A 26,607-nucleotide genomic window follows, 5' to 3' on the forward strand; every position below is an offset into this window, starting at 1 on the left:
GTAATTATGAAAACAGGAAATGATGCTTATAAGGAATCTACAGAAATTAGAGATACATACAGAATTTTACCTTTTCAAGGTATATGGACTTGGCTAACGGGAAAGGATATAATTAATAGGAAGCCATTATGGAAATCAAATTCAATTGAAATGATTTTTTGGTCGATTAGCTGGGTTGTTGTTGGAACATCATTTATTTACTTAGCACTTACTAGTCAAATGTCACTGTTATCGGCTATTATTACCTATTCCATAGGTGTGTTATTTTCTGCTTCAGGTGCCAGATATATCGTTGCTACCATTATCCATCAAGGCGTTCATGGTAATTTACTCTCAAATCAAACTAGTAATAAAATACTCTGTGAGATTTTCTCTACGATATTAATTACTCAACCTTATGATTCATATCGCAGATTTCATATCTATGAGCACCATGGAAAGGATTTCTCAACGATGGAAGACAAAGATCTTGCTGCAATTTATAAATTAGGATTTGTACCTGGAAAATCTAAAAAACAACTCTATATTAATTTATTTTTAACATTGTTAAGCCCATATTTTCATATATCATATTTTTTCGGTAGAATTAAATCAAACTTAATAGGCGTTCCAAAGTATCGATTTGTTATGACGATTATCCAACTATTAATATTAAGTTATCTGGCTTGGCATATAGGGATAGTCTATTTTATCCTATTTATTATCGTCCCTTATATAATAGTTTACCAAATTGCATCATTGCTACATTTAATGACTGAGCATGTCTGGTTATTACGTAAAGAAAAAGAGACCATTCGTGATAGTCATATCAATAATTCTGTTGGGCGCTTTTGTGGCTCACCTTGTCCAAATAGCTTTGCCTTAAAATATTGGCCTCAATGGATAGTTTGGGCTATCGTACATCTATTCTATCATCTACCTGTTAGGATGCTGATAGTACAAGGTTCACTCGTGTGCCACGACTGGCATCATCGGGTAAGTAGCATAAAAGAGTGGTATAATTATGCAGCCTTGAGGGAAGCTAATGCTAAAAAATTGGCTAAAGAAGGTCAATATGATTACACTGAATTTTGGGGATTTCACAACTGCTTAGATTATGTATTAACAATGATAAGCCATGGTGAACCAGTAGAAATTGGTGACTTAAAATATAGACTTAATTAGAAAATGGCTAAGCATAGATAATGTCGTTAAAAATTATTATAAACATGATGGGATTAAATTTTATCTTTATTTTAGGAGTAAGGATATTATTTAGTGATCAGATTATTAGGTCTACCATATAATATATCAAGTGATTATGGTAGACCTATTTAAGTTGTGAAGTAATTAGATAAAATAATTTCAATTAATCTCTTTTACTTCAACCCGTAATTCTTTTGGTACTTCAAAAACAATGTTTTCTTCTCGGCCATGCAGTTCGTTAACTGTTTCTGCGCCGAAAGTTTTCAGGCGTTCAATAACCTGCTGTACCAAGATATCAGGTGCAGATGCACCTGCCGTCACGCCCACTGCGCTTACACCAGTAATCCATTCTTCTTTGATATCTTCAGCGGAATCAATCAAATAAGCAGGTTTCCCTACGCGTTGCGCAAGTTCAGCCAGACGATTTGAATTTGATGAGTTTTTGGAACCAACAACTAAAACGATATCAGCTCCTGAAGCCAGATCACGAACCGCTTCTTGGCGGTTAGTTGTGGCATAACAGATATCATCTTTACGTGGGCCGATAATATTGGGGAATCTTTCATTAAGTGCATCAATCACTTCTGAAGTGTCATCAACAGAAAGTGTTGTCTGTGTCATAAAACAGAGGTTATTTTCATCCTTGACTTGCAGTTTCCACACATCTTCTGGTGACTCTACCAGATACATGCCGCCGTTAGGGTTATTGTACTGCCCCATTGTGCCTTCCACTTCTGGATGGCCGGCATGCCCGATCAAAATCGCTTCTTTACCTTTGCGACTCGCCCTCGCTACTTCCATATGTACTTTGGTGACTAATGGGCAGGTGGCGTCAAACAGCATGGTTAAATCACGGGAGCGGGCTTCTGCACGTATGGCTTGGGAAACACCATGTGCAGAGAAGATCAGAATAGCGCCATCAGGCACGTCTGAAATTTCTTCAATGAAAATAGCCCCACGATTTCTGAGATCGTCAACCACATAGCGGTTATGTACCACTTCATGACGGACATAAATAGGAGCGCCGTACAACTCCAGCGCTCGTTCTACGATGCTGATAGCGCGATCAACACCAGCACAAAAACCACGGGGGTTAGCCAGCAATATTTGCATGGGTTTCCTCCAACTGAGGGTCAATTTCCAACACTTCAATCTCAAAAGTGATGTTTTGGTCAGCCAGTGGATGGTTAAAATCAACAGTAATGGAACCTTCAGCCACTTCTTTGACAAGCCCCGGCATTTCACTGCCGTTCATGGCTGTAAATAACATGATGGTTCCTACTTCTGGCACTCCGGCGTCAGAAAAATCACGAGGGGCGAAGTATTGGACTAAATCAGGGTTATGTTTGCCAAAAATGGTTTCTCCAGCCAGAGTAAACTGGTGTTTATCACCGACGTTCAAACCAAGAAGTTGTTGTTCCAGTGGAGCAGAGAGGCTTCCATCACCAAGGCGGAATAAAGCGGGCTTGCCCTGACCGTAAGTCGAGTCTGCTGTAGAGCCATCATCCAGTTTTAATGTGAAATGTAATAAAACTGCACTGTGCGCTTGCACCTGCTTTGACATGTTGCTCAAACCTTTTACTTAAAAATGATTGCAAGTATACCTTTCATCTTTCAATTTTCTGTTTTATTGCCTGCGCTACAGCTTGAAATTTATTGGGTATAGATGAAGTTATCAGCCCCAGTGAATAATGCTGGGGCTGGTTTATTATCATTCTTTCAATGACTATTTCTTTCCATGAATTATGCTTTCGAGGCTGCTTTCTTGTCTTTATCATCAGAGTTGATAAAGCTCTCTATAATAATGAGAGCGGCTCCGATGCAAATTGCAGAATCTGCAATATTAAAGGTAGGCCAGTGCCATTCCCCGACGTAAAAATCGATGAAATCGACAACAAAGCCATGTACCAGCCTATCAAACAAATTCCCCAATGCCCCACCAATCACTAAGGCGTAGGCAATATTACTCAGTTTCTGCTTGGCATTGGAACGATACATCATCACCAGCAAGACAACCGTAATGACAATTGCCACCAATGCAAAGAACCAGCGCTGCCAGCCGCCTTTATCGGCCAGAAAACTGAAGGCTGCCCCTAAATTCTGGGCATACGTCAGGTTGAAATAAGGTATCATTGGAATGGATTCATACAGCGTGAAATGCTGCAACACTAAGTGTTTACTTCCCAAATCCAGTATTAATACCACAACAACCAGCCAAAGCCAGCGAAGTCCGGTGGAACAAATGGGTTTATTCATCAGGCAAATTTACGCTCTTCACCGTTACCGGCAACGTTAGTCACACAGCGGCCGCAAAGTTCTGCATGTTCCGCCACCAGGCCCACATTTTTAGCATAGTGCCAGCAACGTGGACATTTCTCTCCGTCTGCTTTGCGGAAGGCAACTTTCAGGCCTGTAAGTTCGCTTTGCTGAGCATTCTCGCCGGCAGTTGCGTAAGCAGCAACTTCCGCCTGAGAGGTCAGCAGAACAAAACGCAGTTCATCTGACAGTTTGTTGAGTTTTTCTGCCAGAGCTTCATCTGCATAGAGTGTGACAGCCGCTTCCAGAGAACTACGGATATGTTTGTCAGCACGAGCCTGTTCCAGAACTTTGTTCACTTCGCCACGTACTGCCAGCAGATCAGCCCAGAAAGTATCGTTCATATCTTCGTCACCTGCCAGACCAAACAGCCCGTCATACCACTCTTCGGTAAAGACATATTGGGCACGTTTGCCCGGTAGTTCATTCCAAATTTCATCAGCAGTAAACGACAGAATCGGTGTCATCCAACGAACCAGCGCTTCTGCGATATGGAACAATGCTGTTTGGCAGCTACGGCGAGCAAGGCTGTCATTTTTCGCGGTGTACTGGCGATCTTTGATGATGTCCAGATAGAACGAACCCATTTCTACGGAACAGAATTGCATCAGGCGTTGAACTACAGAGTGGAAATCATACTCGTCATAGTATTTGAGGATATCTGCCTGTGCGGCCTGAGCGCGGCCTACTGCCCAGCGATCCAGAACGACCATATCGTCTGCTTTTACCATGTGCTCTTCTGGGTTGAAGCCATTCAGGTTTGCCAGCAGGAAGCGTGCGGTGTTGCGGATACGGCGATAAGCATCAGCAGAACGCTTCAGGATCTCGTCGGAAACAGCGATTTCACCGCTGTAATCGGTGGATGCTACCCATAAACGCAGGATATCTGCGCCCAGTTTATTCATCACATCCTGCGGGCTGACGGTATTGCCGATGGATTTGGACATCTTACGTCCTTGCTCATCAACGGTGAAGCCATGAGTCAGAACCTGGCGGTAAGGGGCTTTGCCTTTGATCGCAGTGGACAGCATCAGTGAGGACATGAACCAGCCACGGTGCTGATCAGAACCTTCCAGATAGATATCGGCTGAATTGCCGTGGAATTCTGGTCGTGCATCCACAACGGAAGAGTGGGTGCTTCCTGAATCAAACCAGACGTCCAGCGTATCCGGCGCTTTGGTGTAATCAGCGGCCTCATCACCCAACAGTTCTGCTGCGTCCAAGTCCCACCAAGCCTGAATACCATCGACTTCAACGCGTTTGGCGACTTCTTCAATCAATTCAACGGTGCGTGGATGTGGTTCTTGTGTCTCTTTATGAATAAACAGAGACATTGGCACACCCCATGTACGCTGGCGGGAGATACACCAATCCGGACGGTTTTCTACCATGGATTCGATACGTGCCTGTCCCCAGCCCGGGATCCACTGAACATCTTTGATCTCTTTCAGAGATTGTTCACGCAAACCATTTTTGTCCATGCTGATGAACCATTGAGGTGTTGCACGGAATATGATTGGTTTTTTGTGGCGCCAGCAGCAAGGGTAACTGTGTTGGATTTTAGCCAGATTCAGCAGGGCGCCTTTCTCTTTCAGTAACTCAACGATGATATCGTTAGCTTTGAAGACGAATTGCCCATCCAGTGAAGGATAAGTGCCAGAAATGTAGCAACCGTTCGGGCCGACTGGGTTCGCGATTTCAAGGCCATATTTCAGGCTGATAGAATAGTCATCCGGGCCATGGCCACCCGCAGTATGTACCGCACCGGTGCCTGCTTCGAGGGTAACGTGCTCACCCAGAATGGCAGGAACGTCATAACCCATGAATGGATGATTGAAACGCATTAATTCCAAATCTGCGCCAGTACAATCGCTCACGACTTCCCATGAAGTGATACCCGCTCGCTGCATGACGGATTCAACCAATTCTGCCGCTAGAATCAGGCATTCGTCTTCAACTTTAACCAACTGATACGTAATTTCAGCATTCAGCGAAATAGCTCGGTTAGCCGGTAATGTCCACGGGGTGGTTGTCCAGATAACCAGAGAAACCGGCAGGCTGAGGTGCTGTACGTCAAATTTGGCGTACACGGCGTCAGCATCAACGGCAGTGAAGCGCACATCAATGGAAGGGGAGGTTTTGTCGTAGTATTCGACTTCCGCTTCTGCGAGAGAGGAACCACAGTCAGTACACCAGTGAACGGGTTTTACGCCTTTCAGCAAATGCCCATTTTTGATAATGCGACCCAGTGCCCGAATGATGTCTGCTTCAGTTTTGAAGTCCATGGTCAGGTAAGGTTTATCCCAATCGCCCAGTACGCCCAGACGCTTGAAGCCCGCTTTCTGTGTTTCGACCTGAGTCATGGCATATTTGCGGCACTCGGCACGGAATTCAGCAGCGGAAAATTTTTCTCCCGGTTTGCCGATAATTTGCTCAACCTTGAGCTCAATGGGCAAACCGTGGCAGTCCCAACCTGGAATATAAGGCGAATCGAAGCCTGATAGCCCTTTGGACTTAATAACAATATCTTTGAGAATTTTATTAACTGAGTGACCAATATGAATATCGCCATTTGCATATGGAGGTCCATCATGCAAAATAAACGTTTTCTTGCCAGATTTTGCTTTTCTAATTGCCTGATACAAACCTTCTTTGTACCAACGTTTCAACATATCTGGTTCGCGCTTGGCTAAATCCCCGCGCATAGGGAACCCTGTTTCCGGTAAATTCAGGGTGTCTTTGTAGTCACTCATTATAGATTCTCAGTTCCAATTTTCCGCTATACCCTTCGTCTTCCAAGCTGCTGTTTTGTTGGCTGCGTTTTTTACTCCAGTCACCAGTCACATAGCAGGCTATGCTCCTGGAGATTCGTTCACTTGCCGTCGCGCTGCAACTTGAAATCTATTGGATATTAGATATATGACTCGGATTGCTGCAAGAGATAGTCTCTCGCAGCAATCACATCATTTGCGATTTGCTGTTTAAGCGCATCAAGTGAAGCAAATCGCTGCTCGTTACGCAATTTTTTGCGTAATACCACATCGATATGACGCCCATACAGATCCATTTGGGTATCAATCAAATGCACTTCAAGTTGCTGACCCTGGCCAGCAACTGTGGGGCGATTGCCTATATTTGCAACGCCCGGTAGGGGATTATTGCCCAATCCATGGACTTCAACAGCATAAACGCCCTTAACAGCCGTAACTAAACGTTTCAACGGTAAGTTAGCAGTGGGAAAGCCGATAGTGCGCCCTAATTGTTTACCGTGAACGACTCTGCCACTTATGCTGTAAGGATGCCCCAGTAATATTTCGGCCAAGGCCAGGTCATCATTTTGCAGTGCCTGACGAATGGCTGTACTGCTGATCCTAAGACCGCTGTCACAAAAACTGTCTGTGCTGGCGACATCAAAATTGTATTGTTTACCTGCTTGTTGCAAATAGTGAAAATCTCCGAGGCGATTTTTGCCAAAACGGAAATCATCCCCTATTGCCAGAAACTTAACACCCAGTTTTTTAACGAGCAACTGTGAAACAAAAGCTTCAGGTGAGTTGGCTGCAAAATGTTTGTCAAATTTCACACATAACAAATAATCAACGCCATTTTGGGCTAGATACTTTATTTTATCTCTCAGCCTTGTCAGACGAGCTGGCGCTTTATCTGCCACAAAAACTTCCAGCGGCTGCGGTTCGAAAATCATGACTATTGTCGGTAATCCGAAACGCTGCCCTTCTTGCTTCAAGTGTTTTAATAAAGCCTGATGCCCGCGATGGACACCATCAAAATTACCAATCGTCAGCACGCAACCATGGTGACGCGCCCGGATATTGTGTATACCGCGAATTAGCTCCATAGCTGGCTCAATACCGTGGAAATTGACGGATTATACCTTGTACAAAGCTCAAGGTTAACCCACGATCACAAAGGGTTTTAATTAATAACCTGATTCATACAATAAAAATAGGCCAGACGCCCGAAAAATATTTAATTTATTGCATTTCTCTGTGATTCATTCAGTTTTTTATTGCGAAGGACTGTATTCCCTTTCAGTAAGCTGATAAAATCCTGCCCCATCACAACGTAAGCAGCGTCGTCGTACAACGACGTTTATTTGCACAAATCCATTGACAAAAGAAGGCTGAACAGGCATATTCCTCGGCCTTTGAATTGTCCTCGATAGAATATATTTGGGAGTTGGACCTTGGCTAATATCAAATCAGCTAAGAAACGCGCCGTACAGTCTGAGAAACGCCGTCAGCACAACGCAAGCCGTCGTTCTATGGTGCGTACTTTTATCAAGAAAGTATACGCGGCTATCGCTACTGGCGATAAAGAAGCTGCACAGAAAGCATTCAATGATATGCAACCAATTGTTGATCGTCACGCCTGTAAAGGTCTGATCCACAAAAATAAAGCAGCACGTCATAAATCTGCTCTGGCAGCGCAAATCAAAGCAATGTAGTCATTCGTTTTGATGATGCTAAAAAAACCGGCTTAAAGCCGGTTTTTTTGTACCTATCAGTTTTAATATGCTGATTTTAAGATGATCGTTTTATGTCATAACCTTGAAATAATTTCTCAGGGCGACTTTTGGGTGGAGAACTGAATAAAGCAGAAAAGTCTTTGTTACACACTCGCTGGACTGCCGGATGTTGAATCATGCGTTCTGCAAAGATGACATAATATTCTTCCTGTACAGCATCCAATCGACCTATCTCAACAATATCGCTATCTGCGAAAATATCATTGGCATAGAAAGAGGGTGCAATGAAAATGGCGTTATGATACATGCCAAATGCTTTCATCAAAGCGGCATCATCAAATTCGCCCAGCACTTCAACTTGAAGGTTTTTATTACGTATCCATGTCAGGAGCTTTCTGCCCAGCATGGAGCGGCGACCCGGAATTAATAAGCGGCGCTCTTCCAAACATTCTGGAAAGGACTTTTGCGGGATCGGCTGGCGGCAATAAAAACTAATATTGCACTCTCCCAATTTCACAGAGAATAATCCTTCCTGTTGAGAAGAATCCACTGGACAATCCGAGAGGATCATATCCAGTTTGTGCTGGCTAAGTTGCTCAAGCAGCATCTCATGTGTTGATTCAAAACAACGCAAGTGGATTTTTTCATGCTCCACAACGGTAGTTTCCAGTACTTTGCTGACCAAACGCTTGGATAACGCATCAGCGACTCCTACATCAAACAACAGATTTGATTCTCGGCTGTAGGTAACGATATCCAGCATTTCTTGACTGAGCGTAAACATTTTATCCGCATAGCGGAAAATCAATTGCCCCAGTTCTGAGGGCACTAAGCCTCTTCCTTGACGCTTGAATAATTTCCCATCCAGACGCTCTTCCAGCGCTTTTATCTGCCCTGTAATGGTTTGCGGTGTCAGGTACAGAGCGTCTGCTGCACCCACAACAGAGCCTTCCCTGCAAACATGCCAAAAATAATAGAGGTGGTTAAAATTTAAATGTGAAACCCGCATATATTTATCCTTGTGTATAGCCTCACATCTGTACAACAGCCGTGAGTCTATACATTTCAGGTCGCCAGATTATGGCGTTCTCCTAATTTTTTATTGATATAAAAGATTCGCAGCATAGCAATGATAAATGTTTTGCCGTGAATATAAAAAGGGTGAATTACTTCGGAAATTCTTTCTAATTTTGTGCCTAAATTAGTCTATTCATTTGTTTTTGGCTACGTTTTTTCTTTGGTATTTTTCTTCGGTAAGAATATCTTTAGTAATCCATAACCAGCAACAGCCGCAGTTGTAGAACCAATCAATATTCCTAAGCGAGAGTAGGTGCTGAAGTCGTCATTTAGACCTTCAAATGCCAGACCTGAAATAAAGATAGACATGGTAAAACCGATCCCACACAGTACCGAAACAGCGAAGATTTGTCTCATGCCAATTTTTTCCGGCAATTTAGCTATTCCCAGTTTTACTGAGATCCAGCTAAACAGGAAAATACCCAGTGGTTTGCCAATAAACAGGCCAAGTGCAACGCCCACTGGCAGCATATTTGTTAAGCCATTTAGTGTGACGCCCTGCAATGAAATGCCAGCATTGGCAAAGGCAAACAGTGGCAGAATTAAATAAGCTACCCATGGATGCAGCTCATGTTCCAGTGTTTCAGAGGGTGAATCACCTTTTTTGTCGCGAAGCGGAATCAAGAACCCAACGATAACGCCAGCCAACGTGGCATGAATGCCCGATTTCAAGATACACACCCATAAAATAATACCGACAACCAGATAAGCAGACGTTTTCGTTATCCCTTTCCAATTCATCCAGACTAACAGTCCAATCATCGCAGCAGCCAGACCTAATGCTCCCAGAGAGACTGTTTTGGTATAGAACAAAGCGATAATGATAATTACACCTAGATCATCAATGATCGCCAGCGCAAGCAAAAATACTTTCAATGCGGTGGGAACGCATTTTCCCAGCAAGGCCATGATCCCAAGTGCAAAAGCAATATCTGTTGCTGCGGGAATTGCCCAACCTTGTCGTGTGATCTCATCACTGCCATTAAACAGCAGGTAGATCAAAGCAGGAGCCAACATTCCCCCAAGTGCTGCAATGGCTGGAAAAATTGCCTTGTCACGGCCAGCAAGCGAGCCTTCCATGAGTTCTCGTTTTACTTCCAGTCCGACAATCAGGAAAAACACTGCCATTAATCCATCATTTACCCATAGTAATAATGGCTTGTTAATTTCCAATGCTGCGAATTGTATGGCAACAGGAAGGTTAAGAAATTGATGATAAATACCCTGCAATGGCGTATTTGCCATAACCAGCGCAATAATGGCCGCAAAGATGAGAAGGATTCCTCCTGCTGCTTCTAGCTTCAAGAATTGGCGAATGATTGCAGTCATGGATAAATGAGCCTATGAAATTGATTGAAGTAATCATGTTATGATAGTTGTGATATCGGAAAAAACAGATTATTCATGCGAAATTAATCGTTATATACGAATTATAATACAATGAAAGTAATATTTTCTGGGAATGGGTACACTGTAATCAAAATTAAATGTAATGGTTGCGGCATTGCGTGAAACCAGCGTGCTGTTTGCGATGCTGTTGTCGGTTTTTATTTTGCGGGAACCGTTTAGTAAAATGAGATTATTGGCTTGTATGGTGATTGTGGTTGGAGTAATTGGGGCGAAATTTGGGGAATGATTGTGTTACTTGAAAGAATAAAAATGGAAGGTAATGCAACAAATCATAAATCCCACCTGATTATCAATAAATTAGAAAGATAATCAGGAGGAACTATTATCAATAATCTTACAAAGACATTAAATTACTTTGTCAAATCATCAAAAAATTTCTTCACGCCATCGAGGAAGCTTTTGGAGCGAGGGCTATTGGTTTCACCGCTTTTTCCGCCAAAAGATTCACCCAGTTTACGCATCAGCTCTTTTTGCTCTTCATTCAGTTTAACCGGTGTTTCTACCACGACACGGCACATTAAGTCGCCTTGAACGCCGCCACGGACGGATTTAACACCCTTACCTTTCATGCGGAATAGTTTGCCTGTTTGGGTTTCCGCAGGAATTTTCAGGCTGACGCGACCATCAAGGGTCGGAACTTCAATTTCGCCACCCAATGCCGCAGTTGCGAAGTTGATTGGAACTTCACAGTAAAGGTTGCTGCCATCGCGTTCGAAGATATGGTGAGTCTTGACTTGAACCTGAACATATAAATCACCCGCTGGTGCACCGTGTTCACCTGCTTCACCTTCACCACTTAAGCGAATGCGATCACCGGTATCGACGCCAGCCGGAATTTTGACAGACAGAGTTTTGTATTTTTCAACACGACCATGTCCGTGGCATTTGCCACAAGGCTCTTTGATGATTTTTCCGCGCCCATGACATTGAGGACAAGGCTGCTGAACGGCAAAGAACCCTTGGCGCATCTGTACCTGGCCTGCGCCGTGACAAGTCGGGCAAGTTTCTGGACTGGTGCCCGATTTGGCTCCGCTGCCATGACAGCTATCACAAGATTCCAGTGTTGGAATACGGATCTCTTTGGTCACACCACGGACAGCTTCTTCCAGGGTTAATTCCATGCTGTAACGCAGGTCTGAGCCACGGCTAGGGCGCTGTTGACGACGGCCACCACCGAAAATATCTCCGAAAACGTCACCAAAGATATCGCTAAAGTCAGCTCCGCCACCGAAACCACCTGCGCCACCACCCATGCCACCATGTTCAAAGGCAGCGTGACCATATTGGTCATAAGCGGCACGTTTTTGAGAATCCGTCAGGATCTCGTACGCTTCTTTAATTTCTTTGAATTTACTTTCTGCATCTTTATCGCCCTGATTACGATCAGGATGATATTTCATTGCCAGCCGTTTATAGGCTTTTTTAATCTCTTTTTCATCTGCGGTTTTGGAGACACCCAAAACTTCGTAATAATCTTTTTTTGCCATTGTATTGTTTACCCTTAACACGCACGCACGGGCGTAGAGTTACCTCAACGCCCGTGCAGTTAATAAGTAACAGGCGCCCTGTTACTTTGCCCGCTAAGGGCTATTATTTTTTGTCCTTAACTTCTTCGAATTCTGCGTCTACAACGTCGTCTTCTTTCTTAGCGTTGCTTGCGCCAGCAGCGTCAGCACCCGCACCCGCTTGAGCTTGCTGCTGTGCGATTTCCAGCAGTTTCTTGGATGCTTCAACCAGAGCTTGGATTTTCGCTTCGATTTCAGCTTTGTCTTCGCTCTTCGCAGCAGTTTCCAGCTCAGAAGTTGCTTTCTCGATTGCCGCTTTATCGTCTGCATTCAGTTTGTCACCGGCTTCTTCAACTTGCTTGCGAGTGCCGTGAATCAGTTGGTCAGCTTGGTTACGGATCTGAACCAGTTCTTCAAACTTACGGTCAGCTTCTGCATTTGCTTCAGCATCGCGTACCATCTGCTGGATTTCTTCTTCGTTCAGACCAGAAGATGCCTTGATGGTGATGTTCTGCTCACGGCCAGAGTTTTTGTCTTTTGCAGAAACATGCAGGATACCGTCAGCATCGATGTCGAAAGTCACTTCGATCTGTGGAGTTCCACGCATTGCTGGCTGAATACCATCCAAGTTGAACTGGCCCAGAGATTTGTTATCGCTGGAACGCTTACGCTCACCTTGCAGTACATGGATAGTTACCGCAGATTGGTTGTCTTCCGCTGTAGAGAACACTTGGCTATGCTTGGTTGGAATGGTGGTGTTCTTAGTAATCAGGGAAGTCATCACGCCGCCCATGGTTTCGATACCCAAAGACAGTGGAGTTACGTCCAGCAGCAGAACATCTTTTACGTCACCTGCCAGTACACCGCCCTGAACTGCTGCACCCATTGCAACTGCTTCGTCTGGGTTCACGTCTTTACGTGGTTCTTTGCCGAAGAAGTCTGCAACTGCTTTCTGCACCATTGGCATACGAGTCTGACCACCAACCAGAATAACGTCCTGAATGTCAGATACAGACAGACCGGCGTCATTCAGTGCGACTTTCAGCGGCTCGATAGAACGTTTAACCAGATCTTCAACCAGAGATTCCAGTTTTGCACGAGTCACTTTAATGTTCATGTGCTTAGGACCGGTTGCATCTGCAGTGATGTATGGCAGGTTCACGTCAGTCTGTTGTGCAGAAGAAAGTTCGATTTTCGCTTTTTCTGCCGCTTCTTTCAGACGCTGCATTGCCAGTGGATCATTGCGCAGGTCGATGCCTTGCTCTTTTTTGAACTCATCAACCAGATAGTTGATCATGCGGCTGTCGAAGTCTTCACCACCCAAGTGAGTATCACCGTTGGTTGCCAGAACTTCATAAGTTTTTTCGCCATCAACTTCATCGATTTCGATGATAGAGATATCGAAAGTACCGCCACCCAGGTCATAAACCGCGATGGTACGGTTGCCCACTTCTTTGTCCAGACCGTAAGCTAGAGCAGCAGCGGTTGGTTCGTTGATGATACGCTTAACTTCCAGACCTGCGATACGACCGGCGTCTTTAGTTGCCTGACGCTGTGCATCGTTGAAGTATGCAGGAACGGTGATAACCGCTTCGGTTATTGGTTCACCCAGATAGTCTTCTGCTGTTTTCTTCATTTTTTTCAGAACTTCAGCAGAGATCTGAGGTGGTGCCATTTTCTGGCCTTTCACTTCCAGCCATGCATCGCCATTATCCGCCGCCATGATTTTGTATGGCATGATGGATTCGTCACGCTGTACTTCTTCGTCCTGAAAACGACGGCCGATCAAACGTTTGATGGCGAACAGAGTATTTTGCGGGTTAGTAACAGCCTGACGTTTAGCTGGTTGACCAACCAGAGTTTCACCATCCTGAGTATATGCGATGATGGAAGGTGTGGTACGGTCGCCTTCGCTGTTTTCAAGCACACGAGCAGTTGTGCCGTCCATAATTGCTACACAAGAGTTGGTAGTTCCCAAGTCGATACCAATAATTTTACCCATCTAAACGCCTCCACAAAGAATTCATATATTCGGTCAAGTTACTAAGCTATATGAGGACGAATGTTTTCTTTTCAATGGCTCTGTTTGCCAGAAATTCCTCATTTTATTTTTCAGCTAATGCTGAAATATTCCGTAGTAACTGTAGTTGAGACTTAGATGGGGTCATTCATCTCATCATCAAGGGGTTGATTGAAAAAAAATTGAGATTTAATAAAAAAATTATTCCAAGGCCATTGTGTAGTTGATGCCATCACATTATGATTCGCCGCCTTTTATGGTTTCTTGGTGCGGGAAAGTGCCATGATAACTTTTTAATATTTTGTATTATCTGTATTTTCTAGGGGAAGTATGCACTCTAATAAGTTGGCGAACCCAGGCCCATTGGGTTTAATGGGTTTTGGCATGACAACCATTTTGTTGAATTTGCACAACGCAGGTTTTTTCCCATTGGCATCAGTTATTTTAAGCATGGGAATTTTTTATGGTGGTTTGGCTCAGGTGCTGGCCGGTATCTTTGAGTACAAAAAAGGGAATACTTTTGCTGCAACTGCATTTACCTCTTACGGTATGTTTTGGTTGAGCTTGATTGCCTTATTGTTCCTGCCAATGATGGATTTGGCCGAAGAAACCAGTCATGAGTTCCTTGGTGTTTATCTCGCCCTGTGGGGAATTTTCACTCTGTTCATGTTCTTTGGTACGTTGAAAGCCAACCGTGTCCTGCAATTTGTATTTGGCAGCCTGACGCTGCTGTTTGCATTGCTGGCAATTGGCAATATCACAGGTAATGCCAGCATTTTAACCTTTGCGGGTTTTGAAGGCATTGTCTGTGGTGCAAGTGCCTTCTATCTGGCAATGGCTGAGGTACTGAATGAACAATATGGTCGTACTGTTCTGCCAATTGGTGAAGTGAAACAGGCTTAACCATTTTTAGACAGGATGAGTGTGATTTATACTCATCCTGTACTTTATTATGTGGGCATTAATTATGCTTATTTAATTCCTCATCAATTATCCATCTGCTTTTTCACATAGATTTTTTCCGCAAGTAAAACCCCAATAAAAGACCAATAGCTGATAAAGCCATAATATAGTAAGCGGGAGCCAGTGGGGTATATCTCAGCAGTAAGGTGACGGAGATCGGTGTCAGTCCACCAAAAATGGCATAAGCCACATTATATGAAAATGAAATGCCACTGAACCTGACTTCTGGCGGATAGCTATTTACCATGACAAACGGGGTTGCGCCAATCACGCCTACAGTCAGACCGAGGAGGGAATAGGCACTGAATAGTTTGAGCGGTTCATGGCTAATGTTGTGATAGAAAAACCATGTAGTGGAGGCCAATAAAATACAGCCGATAATCAGCACGATACCAGCCCCCCATTTATCGCATAAATATCCCACAGAAATACAACCAACCGCCAAGGAAATGATTGCCAGACTGTTTGCTTTCAACGTCAGCGATTGTTCCAGATGAAATACTGTCTGCATATAGCTTGGAGTCATCAAAATGACAACAACAATTCCTGCGGAAAGTAGCCATGTAAGCAGCATGGAAATAGAGATGGCGCGTTTGTGGTTAAAAATCACTGACTTCAGAGGTAACTCTTCTGCCAGTGCCTTACGTTCCTGCATTTCTTTGAAGATAGGAGTTTCATGCAGCCAACGGCGTAGGTACATGGCACACAGGCCGAAAATTCCTCCTAAGAAAAACGGCAGACGCCACGCCCAATCCAGGACGTCTTGCTTGGTATAAATGGAAGTAATGATGGTTGCAACGAGAGAACCAAATAAAATTCCCATGCTTAATCCTGCTGTCAGGACACCACAGGCAAACCCGATGCGTTTATGAGGAACATGCTCTGCTACAAAAACCCATGCCCCGGGCACTTCTCCACCAATCGCAGCCCCCTGCATGATTCGCATTAGTAAGAGTAGCATGGGAGCAGCCATGCCTATGGCATCATAGGTGGGCAACATTCCGATGGCCAGTGTTGGTACGGCCATCAATAATATGCTCAGTGAAAACATTTTTTTACGTCCAATGAGATCCCCAAAATGAGCCATGATGATCCCACCTAAAGGCCGGGCCAGATAACCCGCAGCAAAAATCCCGAATGTTTGTAGTTGCCTAAGCCATTCAGGTATATCCGTAGGAAAAAACAGCTCTCCAAGTGTAACGGCAAAAAAAACAAAGATAATGAAGTCGTAAAATTCCAGAGCACCGCCTAAAGCGGCTAAAGACAGAGTTTTATAATCCTGCTTGTTTAGTGTTCGATTATGGTGTTGTGACATAAGTTACCGATTTATAGTTATAAAATGGAATTATTGGTGATTATTCTCAAGGATCTTGCCAGACTTATGGTGTATTAAAATAAAACTTATGCCATATTAAAAGATATTTATTCTGCAATTTTTTAAATAAATCCATTGTAATCATATGTGTTTGGATTCGGACAGAGGGAGAATTGAGAATGGAAGAGTACCTAGCTCACATGTTAGGTAACTTAGTATTAATTAATGGATTAGTGCTCTTCCATAAGTATGCCAATCTCAGGAATCATTCTGGTAAGTGTTGTTTTAGCAGTGAAATGACCGTCCCAGTATCTGGTAATGAAGGGTGTCCGACTATTCGTTGTAGTGAAGCATCAAAATTTTCGTGCCATACAGGTTCGATAACGTGATAGCCATCATCACGTAATTGACTGATATTACGACGTGTTGCGTTTTTACCCCACATCACGCTTCCCATTACAGGAAAAAATAGCACAGGAAATGTGGAAGCCAGAATGACCGTTGTTAATCGGTTGGGAGCGCCACCACAGGCAACTGTCGCAATTGTGTGAGCTGTTGCAGGTAAGACAGCCATGAGATCATGATCCGCTACAATACGTGAAGGCTTGTCTGTTGGCCAATCTTGTGGCATCTCTCCGCTGATGACTCGGTCAGCATAGAGCGCAATGGTTGATGCAGGTAAAAAGGTGGTAGCATTGTTTGTCATCAGCACGGTCAATGTGCAGTCGATCGCTGCCTTAATTGCTGAAAGATATTTTGGAAGGAGAGAGATATCCACCGATCCAGTTGCCCCAATTAAGATCCGAGGTTTGATTTGTGCAGTTATTTCATCATTTTTCATCGGTAAGTTAGCCTCTTATTATAAAAATAGATGATTATCAATATTCGTTAGCATGTTCCAGTAAGCAGTCTAGTTGCACCAAGTAAGAACTCCTATCACGCTCTTGCCATTCCCTCGGATATCCCAAAGAAACCTCTAAATGGGCAACATTCTGAATATATTCGAGATTAGGAATGTGTAAGTGCCCGTATACCACCACACGAACTCCTTTTCTTGATGCCCATTGGTGGGTTTTTTCACTGCCACACCAAATGGAAAATTCGGTATTACGTAAAGATTCCAGCGGCTTACGGATAATGGGGAAATGGCTTATAAGCACGATATCTTCACCGTCTGGAATAGCGCTCAAGCGTTTTTCGGTATATTGGATACGTTCCCGACACCAATTGGTAATATTCCGGTGAGGGTAGGTTTTCAGGAAGAATTCGTCAGAGCTAATGACACCGCAACGACGGGCTCGTTCTATAGCCTGCTCCGCCGTATAGTCATAAGTATTTCTGAATGAATAATCGTATAACGTAAAAATAGGGGCAATGGTAACGGTTGTACCATTCCCCATGCGGTAATGACGAAACTCATCTTCAGGGGTGAGTACATTATGCTGTCGGCAGATATTGACCAAATGTTCATAACGTAATACGCCGGGCAGCTTTAATTTATCTTTTGGTGTACACCAGAGTTCATGATTTCCCGGTGTCCAGACCACTTGGGCAAACCGTTGGGAAAGCATACTGATGATCGATATAAAGTCTGATTCTTGCTCTGCAATATCGCCTGCTAGCAGAAGCCAATCGTCAGGTGTTGATGGCCTGAATGATTCTACTATAGCTCTATTTGTTGCATGAGATACATGTAAGTCACTAACGGCCAACAGCATAAGCTCACCTCTCTGTCTCTAAGTTTCTTCAAAAATCAAGGGGTTCCTGGAGGGGCTTCTCCCCATCCCCATTTGGGTACGGTTTCGCGACGTGAAGGGGCGGCATTGGGTTGAGAATTGGCTTCAGCTCTGCGCGAACCCCATTCGATATAACCTACAAATGCTGCACGAAATTCAGGATCCGGTGGTAAGCCGATTTCATCAGCAGATTCTATCAACAACTCTACCCATCTCTTTCTTTGTTCAGGCAGAATGCTTCTGCCTCTGTGGCGGCTCAGCATAACTTTGAAGCCACCACGTTCGTTGGTATAACGTTTTTCTCCACCAAGTACTTCTTCCAACCACATGGCTACATGACCTGGATGATCAGATTTCATATTTTTGAACAGTGGAGCAAGTAACTCATCTTTTTCAACCTTGGAATAAAAGACGGTCATGAGTTTCATTAGCACCTCACGGCCTCCCATCCATTCAAATAAGGTCGGTGTTTCATTTGCCATAACATAACCTCTCATATGAATATATTTATTAATGACGTTGCGATTCAGGCAATGATTACTTATTGATATCCATTACCCTAACTCCAAAGACGCAATGGCCTTGACCTTATCCAGCTGCCCTTTTGGTATGAGATTACCTTTGTACATTCTGTATGTGTGAAAGAGTCCCTTTAGCCCGTATTCGTTAGCCAGTTGGAGAAAGCCGTTGTTATCAGTTTCGGGAACATCGGCTGATACAGGTAAGCCATCAGGGATCTGTGCGAATGCGGCAAGAGCCAATATTTCAACTGCTTCAGCGTTATCGGCGAGGAAAGGGCCTATTCGGTAGCCATTTTGGGATCGCCTTAAGCCTATGACACCGGAAATTCCCGTTCTGGAATAAGTACAAAATCCATAACGTTCTTCTCCCCAGAACCAGTTAGCAAGCAATGCCCCACGATAAATGCCATTGCATTCAGCATCATACTTAATGACTTCATCAATATTGGCTGGTGTGATCAGAACGGCACCTGCTGGTGGTGTGATTTTTTGCTTGATGACTCCAGAAAGCCGGACATTACGATAATGGATGTCAAACCCTCTTTTTTCGTAGAGCTGCGTTTTATCCCAGTTACCATCACAGCCAATTGTGCGATGTCCTGCATAATTCATAGACCATTGCCATATTTTTCCTGCACAAACATGATTGCGGGATTCTGGCCGTATAATGAAATTGCCACCGAACGAATAAGAATCTGAATAATTGACCATCGATACTGACGCAATAGGTTGAATACCACGGTAGGCAATAAAAAAAGCTTCCGGATCTACCTCAAAGAAACAGGCTGCATCATTCTCATTCATATCCCAGTTTTCGGCATTTGCCCAATTGAGAATAATAGGGTTCCATTGACTGATATTTACTGATTGGATGAGACACGATGTATTACTTTTCTTATTCATAACCATAACCAATATACCCTCTCCAACGGTAGTCGCTGTGCCTTAAAGTCCAATTGATTTGCTGATGATTTCTTGCAGTACTTCGCTGGTTCCACCGTAAATGGTCTGGGCGCGACTATTCAGCCAATTCTTGCCGGCAATGGAATCACGCATGTAACCGAGGCCGCCGTGCAATTGCAGGCAACGATCTGCCACTTTCATTTGAAGTTCGGTCGTCCACCACTTGATGCGGGCTGCATCCACTAAACTGAAAAGCCCCTGATTAAAGAGATCAACGGAGTTATCAAGGTAGATTCGGGCAATTTTTACTTCGGTATCTAATTGCGCGAGAATAAAACGGTTGTATTGAAAGGAGCCGATCGTTTGATTGAAGGCTGTTCTTTCTTTCACATATTCCAGCGTGTTCTGCAATATATGTTCTGCACTGGCAACGGCTACCGCTGAGATGCTGAGGCGTTCGCGGGGCATCGCTGACATGAAGTAATAGTTACCGAGATTTTCACGACCAATCAGGTTTGTAATAGGAACTTTGCAATCATCGAAAAAGAGTTCAGCCGTGTCGCTGCCATTCCAGCCAATTTTCTTTAATGGCTCTCCTCTGGTGAATCCGGGCATACCCCGTTCTATTGCCAGCAAGCTGATCCCCTGGCCTTGTTGCCCTTCTTTTGTTTTTACAGCTATAACGATCAGATCTGCATTGATGCCATTGGTAATGTAAGTTTTGCCACCATTGACCAGATAGTAATCGCCTTGCCGTTTAGCTACGGTTTTGATGTCTGCTGTATTGGAACCCCCGCTCGGTTCCGTCATGGCAATGGCTGCGACCCGTTTTCCGCTACACAATTCCGGCAGCCACCTTTTTTTCTGCTCCTTATTACCGAGGGCAAAAATGTAGCTGGCGACAATATCATTATGGGCAACGATCCCTGGTACAGTGACACTTGCTTTGATCAGTTCTTCCGTCAGAATGACTGCGAACCGGTAATCGTTTTTGCCCAGTCCCCCAAACTCAGGGCTGACACTTATGCCTAATAACCCTGACTGACCTAATTTCTCCCAAAAGGAGCGCTCAACCAGCCCGTTCTCTTCCCATTTTTGATGTTCAGGTACTATTTCACGCTGAAGAAATTCACGGCAAGATTTTCGGTAATTATCAAAATTATCAAAATTATCAAAATTATCAATCTCAATACGCATATTCACTCCAGATTCTTTGTTAGCCCATTACTTTACTCAGCAGTATTTGTTTGATGACATCCCAGTGTCGGTACACAGCAAAGTGATCCCCCTCAATATGGATGAGTGAAATATCGTTAGAGGTGTAGTTTTTCCAATCTTCCATGTCTGTCAAAGTGACGTAAATGTCGTAGGTGGCGGAAATCAGCACCAGTGGGTAATTCACCTGTATATTGTCAAGTTGGGGAAATTGGCTGCGTATCAGATAATCATTGCGCAATTGGCGGATTATGGGTTTTATCAGCGCAGGTTCGTTCAAAATTGCTTCAGGCGTCCCTTGATCCTCTTTGGTTTTCTGAATCAATTGTTCATCTGTCCATTCATGCCGTTCATCTTTTGGTTGGCGATGGGGAGGAACAGAACTGGATACCACGCCAAATAAGGGAGAAGTACCATAGTTTTTCATTAACTCCTGACCGACCGCGATGCTCAGCACACCACCAAAACTATGGCCAAAGGTGACCCACTCAGTGATACCTTGTGCCTGTTTCAACTGGAAATCGGCCCAGATATCTGACGCTAATCGCTTAACTAGTAAATCGAGGTCGTGAATTTCAGGCTCTTTAGCCAAATGACCACGACCGGGTATCGCGACAGAGTGTAAGATCGCAGACTTGGTAGTCATTAGATCATTCAGCCAGGGGCGATAAATCGCTGTTGTTGCTCCCGCATGTGGAAAGGCATAAATTACCCGTCTGCAATTAGTGTCCATGTGTCATCTTCTCGTCGATGATTTCTCGTTTTACCAAGAAACTGACAATGCGCTCAGCGGTCATGATGGTCGTCAGATTGGTTGGCATGGAGGGAATGGTGGGGAATAGGGATGCATCAGCGACTGTTACACCTGTAATGCCATGCACCCGACCATCTTCATGTGTGGCGCTATTAGGATCACCACTGATACCCATTCTGAGTGTTCCAGACGCATGCCAACCTGGATTGACAAGGTTCTTTATTGCACTACTCATGATTTCATCGTTATAAATCATTGAGTCAGACCAAAATTGTATACCATCAAGGAAGGCATCCACTTCTGGATGTCGTAAAACTTCCCAAATCTTACGCACCCCTCCGATAAGACGAGCAATATCTGATGGGGTACGGGTTAATGGAAGATCAATCTGGGGCAATACTGTGGGGATCGTGGAACGGATGAAGACCTGTCCTTGAATCTCCGGACGCATCAACATCACGGAAGCTCCAACCAACATTGGATAAGTCACCCGATCTTTGAACCCCGGTACGGTGTCACTGGCAACATTGTTTAGCAAGCCAATTTGTACATCGACTTTTTCGTCGTAACCGCTGCTGATGCGAGCAGCTATTTGCCGCCATGGTAGGCCTGTTGTACAAACACCGGCTTTGGGGAGTGCCCAAAGTACCACTGATGCATGGTCAGTTAGATTTCTGCCAACGGCTGGCACTTGGGCAACAACAGGGATACCTAATTTGTTCAGATGTTCTGGATCACCAACACCTGAACGCTGCAATAATGTTGCTGAGCCAATTGCACCAGCACAAAGAACGATTTGTTCAGCTCGATAAACCCGTTCTTGCCCCGACTGAATGATTTTTACCCCTGAGGCTATCGTGCCATTAAAGATTATCTGTGTGACTAATGCATCAGTCATCACATGCAGGTTTTCTCTATTCAGGAATGGTTCAAGGTATGAACGATAAACATCTACTCTTTCTGCGCTATTAATAACATTGGCGGGTACAGGACCAACGGCTGGCTTTTCACCGACATTGAGATCATCAACGTAAGGCACACCAAACTGTTCGCAAGCACGGGCAAACGCCTTATCAAGTGGATGGATCTCGCTATTCTGGGGCCTGCGCAGACACATTGGCCCTTGTGAACCGTGGTTATCATCATTGCTACGATCGGTGTCATTCTCCAGATGCTTAAACCACGGTAGTACTTGTTCCCAAGACCAGTTGGGGCAACCCATTTGAGTCCATTTATCGAAATCGCTCGGAAATCCCCTCAAAGCAATGGCACCGTTGACTGCGGAAGAACCACCAAGCACTTTCCCCACACGATAATTGAACGGATTACGTTCCCTATGCTTGCGAGCCTGTTGTTTGCTATTTTGGGGGTGAATGAGATCGGTGAACCGCTCGTCATTTCGCACGTTGGCTTCGTAATCCCAGTTATACCCTTCCAACACCAGTCTTGACGCATCTCTGAGTGGGCTGGTGGGGTTATTTACATCAGATTCGTGGCCTGCTTCAATCAACAGTATGGATTTCGTGCTATTTTCAGACAGGCGTGATGCCACTACACACCCCGCTGAACCACCACCTATCACTATATAATCGTATGATTTGCTCATAAATCATTCACCGCTTGAGATTGAACGAGTGTTTCGATAATGCGAGAGAAGGACTGAATATTGGAATTCATGAACAAGCCTTCGATAATATCTTGTTCGCCAATGGGAGTAATATGAAACTCCTGCCGCAGAGCACTAAGTAAACCAACGGCATGCAGTGAATCACCACCAATATCAAAAAATCCATCGGTGACATCAAAATCATCATGCTGGAGCTGGGCTTGCCAGAGTTTTAGGATCTTTGCTTCTATCTCATTAGCGGGTTTAACAGGGGCATCAGAGTGTTCTTCGGTATCAGACCAAGGAATAGGTAGTGCTTTACGGTCAATTTTTCCATTGCTGGTTAATGGCATATGAGGCAATAAGACGTAATAATTAGGCACCATATAAGAGGGTAAAGTTTTTCGGGCTATTTCCCTCAATTGTTCCTGAAAATGGGTCGGAGCGTTCAATGTTTCAGCATCCTCAGGTACAACATAGGAGACGATGTGCCGTTGCCCGGTTTTGGTATGCACAGGGGCATCAATAATGACATGGCTGGCATTTTCATGGGTCAGGAGGCAAGCTTCAATTTCACCCAATTCAATGCGGTATCCATTGATTTTTACTTGATTATCTTCGCGCCCTAAAATTTCTATCAAGCCATCGTCAATATATCGTCCCAAATCGCCTGTTTTGTACAGTCGTTCACCTGTGACTGGATGAGTAAAAAAGCGCAGTGCGGTTTTTTCTATGTCGCCCAAATAACCCTGGGTCACGCCGTCGCCACCGATATAGAGTTCTCCGGTTACCCATTTGGGGCAAGGGAGGAGCCAATTATTCAAAACATGGAAAGTCTGATTTGCCAAAGGCTTGCCATAAGGAATGCTTTTCCAGTTTTTATCAATTTTCTCAATTGGATAATGTATTGACCAGATCGAGCCTTCGGTAGCGCCACCAAGACTGATTATCGCAGCATTTGGCAGGGTTTCCCGAATGCGTTCTGGTAAATCGACAGGTATCCAGTCTCCGCTCATGAGGATGAGCCTTAATTTGCTCTCAGCCAGCGCAGAACCATTTCTGTCTACCAATATTTTCACGGGAGCCGGGACACTATCCCAGATAGTAATTTGATGTTTGACGAGTGTTTCCAGCCAGATTTTCGGATCATTGGCTACCTCTGGCGTGGAAAAAATAACTTTTCCTCCCACCCCCAATAGTCCGAAATAGTCATACACGGACAAATCGAAGCCAGCAGGCGCAACAGATAATACAGCGTCTTTTTCTGTTACATGGAATTTATGGTTAATATCAAACACAGTATTTGCTGCATTGCGGTGGGAAGCCATAACACCTTTTGGTTCCCCAGTTGAACCGGATGTAAATATGACATATGCCAGATCATCTAATCCCTGCACTGAAGGCATGGAAAACCAATGTGCTGTACCCATTGCACTGTGCATAGGGAGTTTATCCAGATTTATTCGAGGCAAACTCGTAAATTCATCATGCTCAAAAATCGTGCTGTCAGTGACAATCCCTTTGGCTGAACAGCGGTTGAGTAAATTCATCCGGCGTTCGGCAGGAAGCAGGGGATCGATTGCCACGTAGGCAGCACCCGACATAAGAACACCCAGTAACCCGATGACCAACTCAGGGCCTTGTGGCAAGGATACAGCAACAATATCATTGGGATGAATTTGAGCAGAAGTTCGAAGTTGCTGTGTTATTGCGCTGGCTTTATTGATCATTTCTGCATAAGTAACTTGTTTTTCTCCCTGAATAAGAGCTATTTCATCAGGGAATTTTGCTGCTGCCTGCAAAACCATTTCATGTAGCAGTTTAAGATCGAACTCTGTATCTGTTGCATTGGATTTTGTTCGTTCTGCCAGATCTGGCGCAGGTAATTTCACCAATGATGCATTTTTATCCCAGGCGGAATCATCTTCTGCACAAGTCTCAATCAGTGTCAGATATGCATCTAACATGGCTTCTACCATGCCATCAGGGAACAATTCACTGACAGTGTTCCAGTTAACTTGAACAAGATCACCAACACGAACAATTTGGTTCTCTAACCAGATTTGTGGGGTTTGATTACTGCTATAAATTTGGATCGTGTCCGCCCAACCGATATCGGTCACTACGTCGTCCAAATTGGCCGTCAGGGTATTGCTGAATACTACGGGCGCGGTTGCTGCCCGGTTACTATGATTTCGGCGGGTCAGCTCTCTCAGAACCTGAACACCATTGTAGGAACAATGCCAGCGATTCATCATTAAATCAGTCTGAATCTGCACCAAACGATCACTGAGGCTTCTTTCTCTTGTTTCCTGTACTCCCAGTAACATGGGTTGAAGAAAATTGCCGACAACATTTTCTATGCCATCAAAATAGGGACGCCGCCCAAATTGAGTGATAGTCAGTGTAAAAATTTGATGTTTCGACCACTGGCGAAGGACTTCTGCATATATGCCAAGAAGCACTGTTTCCAGAGTTAGCTTGCGTGATTCCGCTTTTTGCCTGAGAGCCAGTAATGTCCCAGCCGCAATTTTTCTACTGTAACGCTTGAATACAGGAGAGGAAATTAGCTCAGGAATAGTCTTCAATGGTAGCTCTGGCGGTTGTGGCAAAGTATCTAACTGTTGTTCCCAATAGGCTTTATCACGTAGTCCTTGTAATTGCCCTTGCAGATAACGCTCTGAGTTTATATAAGTATGAAAATTCATATTATCAGCTAATATGGGTAATTCGTGGCCTTGATAAACTCTCCACCAATCACGCAATATCAAATAGGTACTATGAAGATCCACAAACATCAGATCAAAATAAACATGCAAGCGAGTAATATCGTCATTAATTATTGTTGCTCGTATATCGAATGTAGGCGCTTTATCAAGAGGTAATAATTGATTTTCCATTTCCTGACGAATATTTGCCAGAACTTTGTCTTTTTCTGGCCATTCCCTACTATCCTGAAGAGGAATGGTGTAATTCAATGGAGTGGGTAAAATCCGCTGTTGTCCGTCTAAAGATAATGTTGCCCTTAACATGGGATGATATTCAATAATTTTGTTTAATGCAGTATTTAATGAATTGATATCTAATGATTTAATATCTATCTCCGTATATAAACAACTAGTTAACCCCCCTAATTCTAATCTAGGGTTTCGCCCAATTAAATAAGCATATTGAATATCTGTTAATGGAAAATCTTTTGTCTCAATAGTGTCTTTTTGTAGAGTTATAGGAATAGTAATATCTAATGGTAAACTATTTTTAAGCATTCCATTAACCTGTCTTTTCAGTTGAGATAACTCGATTTCTGAATTTTTATTTTCTGATTTAGATAATTCAGAAGAAATAGAAGTTCTTAACCCGGATTCTTGTAATGCCTTGAGAAAATTCCGCATGCACTATCCCCTATATTTGATTAACAAATTTTTATTTTTTTTGAAGCTATTTTCTATTTCTGAAATAAAATATTGCTGGGAATACGGTAAAGTTTTTAACAAATAATCTATTTGAATTTCATTAAGTTATTCTGGTGAAAATAAACTTTGTTTACTATCAATATAATATACTGATTTACACATTTAGAATAAACGAAAAACAA

At 43.8% G+C, this 26,607-nt stretch carries 22 protein-coding genes; 4 read left to right on the forward strand and 18 right to left on the reverse strand.

Features of this window, described 5'->3' with window-relative positions:
• Positions 1 to 6 precede the first annotated feature (6 nt).
• A complete protein-coding gene (locus Xvie_RS00355; RefSeq protein ID WP_208612486.1) occupies positions 7 to 1,164 on the forward strand; it encodes a hypothetical protein in 1,158 nt (385 codons plus the stop codon).
• Between the two features lie 180 nt (positions 1,165 to 1,344).
• Here the strand turns inward: Xvie_RS00355 and ispH are convergent, their stop codons facing one another.
• The 5 genes from ispH to ribF all read right to left on the reverse strand — a co-directional run bounded on the left by ispH (position 1,345) and on the right by ribF (position 7,357).
• Positions 1,345 to 2,298, reverse strand: coding sequence for a 4-hydroxy-3-methylbut-2-enyl diphosphate reductase (gene ispH, locus Xvie_RS00360; RefSeq protein WP_086107427.1), 954 nt, complete (start codon positions 2,296 to 2,298; stop codon positions 1,345 to 1,347).
• Complete coding sequence (gene fkpB / locus Xvie_RS00365) at positions 2,279 to 2,749, reverse strand: FKBP-type peptidyl-prolyl cis-trans isomerase (RefSeq protein WP_086107428.1); 471 nt, start codon at positions 2,747 to 2,749, stop codon at positions 2,279 to 2,281. Before fkpB ends, ispH begins: the two co-directional genes overlap by 20 nt.
• A 179-nt stretch (positions 2,750 to 2,928) precedes the next feature.
• Positions 2,929 to 3,441, reverse strand: coding sequence for a signal peptidase II (lspA, locus tag Xvie_RS00370; RefSeq protein ID WP_086107429.1), 513 nt, complete (start codon positions 3,439 to 3,441; stop codon positions 2,929 to 2,931).
• Entirely contained in the window at positions 3,441 to 6,254 is a 2,814-nt protein-coding gene (ileS, locus tag Xvie_RS00375) for an isoleucine--tRNA ligase (protein ID WP_086107430.1), read from the reverse strand. Before ileS ends, lspA begins: the two co-directional genes overlap by 1 nt.
• 158 nt (positions 6,255 to 6,412) lie before the next feature.
• A complete protein-coding gene (gene ribF / locus Xvie_RS00380) occupies positions 6,413 to 7,357 on the reverse strand; it encodes a bifunctional riboflavin kinase/FAD synthetase (RefSeq protein WP_086107431.1) in 945 nt (314 codons plus the stop codon).
• 348 nt (positions 7,358 to 7,705) lie between these two features.
• Here ribF and rpsT point away from each other — a divergent pair, with 348 nt between their 5' ends.
• Positions 7,706 to 7,966 carry a 30S ribosomal protein S20 gene (gene rpsT / locus Xvie_RS00385; RefSeq protein ID WP_038269713.1) on the forward strand — a complete coding sequence of 87 codons (261 nt, stop codon included), beginning with the start codon at positions 7,706 to 7,708 and terminating at the stop codon, positions 7,964 to 7,966.
• A 76-nt stretch (positions 7,967 to 8,042) separates the two neighbouring features.
• Here rpsT and nhaR read toward each other — a convergent pair whose 3' ends face one another.
• Together nhaR and nhaA are read right to left on the reverse strand one after the other, a co-directional pair.
• Entirely contained in the window at positions 8,043 to 8,996 is a 954-nt protein-coding gene (nhaR, locus tag Xvie_RS00390; RefSeq protein ID WP_086107432.1) for a transcriptional activator NhaR, read from the reverse strand.
• A gap of 215 nt (positions 8,997 to 9,211) precedes the next feature.
• Entirely contained in the window at positions 9,212 to 10,393 is a 1,182-nt protein-coding gene (nhaA, locus tag Xvie_RS00395) for a Na+/H+ antiporter NhaA (protein ID WP_086107433.1), read from the reverse strand.
• A 163-nt stretch (positions 10,394 to 10,556) separates the two neighbouring features.
• Here nhaA and Xvie_RS00400 point away from each other — a divergent pair, with 163 nt between their 5' ends.
• Positions 10,557 to 10,700, forward strand: coding sequence for an EamA family transporter (locus tag Xvie_RS00400; RefSeq protein ID WP_422645922.1), 144 nt, complete (start codon positions 10,557 to 10,559; stop codon positions 10,698 to 10,700).
• A 124-nt stretch (positions 10,701 to 10,824) separates the two neighbouring features.
• On the opposite strand, the gene dnaJ is transcribed toward Xvie_RS00400, so the two are convergent.
• Together dnaJ and dnaK are read right to left on the reverse strand one after the other, a co-directional pair.
• Complete coding sequence (gene dnaJ / locus Xvie_RS00405; RefSeq protein WP_086107434.1) at positions 10,825 to 11,961, reverse strand: molecular chaperone DnaJ; 1,137 nt, start codon at positions 11,959 to 11,961, stop codon at positions 10,825 to 10,827.
• Positions 11,962 to 12,064: 103 nt separating this feature from the next.
• Entirely contained in the window at positions 12,065 to 13,981 is a 1,917-nt protein-coding gene (gene dnaK, locus Xvie_RS00410; RefSeq protein WP_086107435.1) for a molecular chaperone DnaK, read from the reverse strand.
• 348 nt (positions 13,982 to 14,329) lie between these two features.
• Between dnaK and satP the strand changes: the two genes are divergently transcribed.
• On the forward strand, positions 14,330 to 14,902 hold the full coding sequence (gene satP / locus Xvie_RS00415) for an acetate uptake transporter (RefSeq protein WP_086107436.1): 573 nt from the start codon (positions 14,330 to 14,332) through the stop codon (positions 14,900 to 14,902).
• A 103-nt stretch (positions 14,903 to 15,005) separates the two neighbouring features.
• Here satP and Xvie_RS00420 read toward each other — a convergent pair whose 3' ends face one another.
• The 9 genes from Xvie_RS00420 to Xvie_RS00460 all read right to left on the reverse strand — a co-directional run bounded on the left by Xvie_RS00420 (position 15,006) and on the right by Xvie_RS00460 (position 26,404).
• The gene (locus Xvie_RS00420; protein WP_086107437.1) at positions 15,006 to 16,277 is read right to left on the reverse strand and encodes an MFS transporter; all 1,272 of its coding nucleotides are present in this window, start codon (positions 16,275 to 16,277) and stop codon (positions 15,006 to 15,008) included.
• A 265-nt stretch (positions 16,278 to 16,542) separates the two neighbouring features.
• The gene (locus Xvie_RS00425) at positions 16,543 to 17,118 is read right to left on the reverse strand and encodes a flavoprotein (protein WP_086107438.1); all 576 of its coding nucleotides are present in this window, start codon (positions 17,116 to 17,118) and stop codon (positions 16,543 to 16,545) included.
• A gap of 37 nt (positions 17,119 to 17,155) precedes the next feature.
• Positions 17,156 to 17,995: a metallophosphoesterase family protein gene (locus Xvie_RS00430; RefSeq protein WP_086107439.1), complete on the reverse strand. Its 840-nt coding sequence runs from the start codon at positions 17,993 to 17,995 to the stop codon at positions 17,156 to 17,158.
• Positions 17,996 to 18,030: 35 nt separating this feature from the next.
• The gene (locus tag Xvie_RS00435; protein WP_086107440.1) at positions 18,031 to 18,495 is read right to left on the reverse strand and encodes a group II truncated hemoglobin; all 465 of its coding nucleotides are present in this window, start codon (positions 18,493 to 18,495) and stop codon (positions 18,031 to 18,033) included.
• Between the two features lie 72 nt (positions 18,496 to 18,567).
• Positions 18,568 to 19,437: a GNAT family N-acetyltransferase gene (locus Xvie_RS00440; protein ID WP_139838782.1), complete on the reverse strand. Its 870-nt coding sequence runs from the start codon at positions 19,435 to 19,437 to the stop codon at positions 18,568 to 18,570.
• A gap of 42 nt (positions 19,438 to 19,479) precedes the next feature.
• Positions 19,480 to 20,634, reverse strand: a complete 1,155-nt coding sequence (locus Xvie_RS00445) for an acyl-CoA dehydrogenase family protein (RefSeq protein ID WP_086107442.1) — start codon at positions 20,632 to 20,634, stop codon at positions 19,480 to 19,482.
• A 19-nt stretch (positions 20,635 to 20,653) separates the two neighbouring features.
• A complete protein-coding gene (locus Xvie_RS00450) occupies positions 20,654 to 21,385 on the reverse strand; it encodes a thioesterase II family protein (RefSeq protein WP_086107443.1) in 732 nt (243 codons plus the stop codon).
• Positions 21,375 to 23,012 carry a GMC family oxidoreductase gene (locus Xvie_RS00455; protein WP_086107444.1) on the reverse strand — a complete coding sequence of 546 codons (1,638 nt, stop codon included), beginning with the start codon at positions 23,010 to 23,012 and terminating at the stop codon, positions 21,375 to 21,377. Before Xvie_RS00455 ends, Xvie_RS00450 begins: the two co-directional genes overlap by 11 nt.
• Positions 23,009 to 26,404 carry a non-ribosomal peptide synthetase gene (locus Xvie_RS00460; RefSeq protein WP_086107445.1) on the reverse strand — a complete coding sequence of 1,132 codons (3,396 nt, stop codon included), beginning with the start codon at positions 26,402 to 26,404 and terminating at the stop codon, positions 23,009 to 23,011. The genes Xvie_RS00455 and Xvie_RS00460 overlap by 4 nt, the downstream gene beginning before the upstream one ends.
• Positions 26,405 to 26,607 lie beyond the last annotated feature (203 nt).

Origin of the sequence: Xenorhabdus vietnamensis, from assembly GCF_002127535.1 — a bacterium.
In the GTDB taxonomy this organism is placed as follows: Bacteria; Pseudomonadota; Gammaproteobacteria; order Enterobacterales; family Enterobacteriaceae; genus Xenorhabdus; species Xenorhabdus vietnamensis.

Coding starts and splice junctions, on each gene's coding strand:
- Xvie_RS00355 (WP_208612486.1), top strand. CDS start 7: ATGAAAACAGGAAATGATGCTTATAAGGAATCTACAGAAATTAGAGAT.
- ispH (WP_086107427.1), bottom strand. CDS start 2,298: ATGCAAATATTGCTGGCTAACCCCCGTGGTTTTTGTGCTGGTGTTGAT.
- fkpB (WP_086107428.1), bottom strand. CDS start 2,749: ATGTCAAAGCAGGTGCAAGCGCACAGTGCAGTTTTATTACATTTCACA.
- lspA (WP_086107429.1), bottom strand. CDS start 3,441: ATGAATAAACCCATTTGTTCCACCGGACTTCGCTGGCTTTGGCTGGTT.
- ileS (WP_086107430.1), bottom strand. CDS start 6,254: ATGAGTGACTACAAAGACACCCTGAATTTACCGGAAACAGGGTTCCCT.
- ribF (WP_086107431.1), bottom strand. CDS start 7,357: ATGGAGCTAATTCGCGGTATACACAATATCCGGGCGCGTCACCATGGT.
- nhaR (WP_086107432.1), bottom strand. CDS start 8,996: ATGCGGGTTTCACATTTAAATTTTAACCACCTCTATTATTTTTGGCAT.
- nhaA (WP_086107433.1), bottom strand. CDS start 10,393: ATGACTGCAATCATTCGCCAATTCTTGAAGCTAGAAGCAGCAGGAGGA.
- Xvie_RS00400 (WP_422645922.1), top strand. CDS start 10,557: ATGGTTGCGGCATTGCGTGAAACCAGCGTGCTGTTTGCGATGCTGTTG.
- dnaJ (WP_086107434.1), bottom strand. CDS start 11,961: ATGGCAAAAAAAGATTATTACGAAGTTTTGGGTGTCTCCAAAACCGCA.
- dnaK (WP_086107435.1), bottom strand. CDS start 13,981: ATGGGTAAAATTATTGGTATCGACTTGGGAACTACCAACTCTTGTGTA.
- satP (WP_086107436.1), top strand. CDS start 14,330: ATGCACTCTAATAAGTTGGCGAACCCAGGCCCATTGGGTTTAATGGGT.
- Xvie_RS00420 (WP_086107437.1), bottom strand. CDS start 16,277: ATGTCACAACACCATAATCGAACACTAAACAAGCAGGATTATAAAACT.
- Xvie_RS00425 (WP_086107438.1), bottom strand. CDS start 17,118: ATGAAAAATGATGAAATAACTGCACAAATCAAACCTCGGATCTTAATT.
- Xvie_RS00430 (WP_086107439.1), bottom strand. CDS start 17,995: ATGCTGTTGGCCGTTAGTGACTTACATGTATCTCATGCAACAAATAGA.
- Xvie_RS00435 (WP_086107440.1), bottom strand. CDS start 18,495: ATGGCAAATGAAACACCGACCTTATTTGAATGGATGGGAGGCCGTGAG.
- Xvie_RS00440 (WP_139838782.1), bottom strand. CDS start 19,437: ATGAATAAGAAAAGTAATACATCGTGTCTCATCCAATCAGTAAATATC.
- Xvie_RS00445 (WP_086107442.1), bottom strand. CDS start 20,634: ATGCGTATTGAGATTGATAATTTTGATAATTTTGATAATTTTGATAAT.
- Xvie_RS00450 (WP_086107443.1), bottom strand. CDS start 21,385: ATGGACACTAATTGCAGACGGGTAATTTATGCCTTTCCACATGCGGGA.
- Xvie_RS00455 (WP_086107444.1), bottom strand. CDS start 23,012: ATGAGCAAATCATACGATTATATAGTGATAGGTGGTGGTTCAGCGGGG.
- Xvie_RS00460 (WP_086107445.1), bottom strand. CDS start 26,404: ATGCGGAATTTTCTCAAGGCATTACAAGAATCCGGGTTAAGAACTTCT.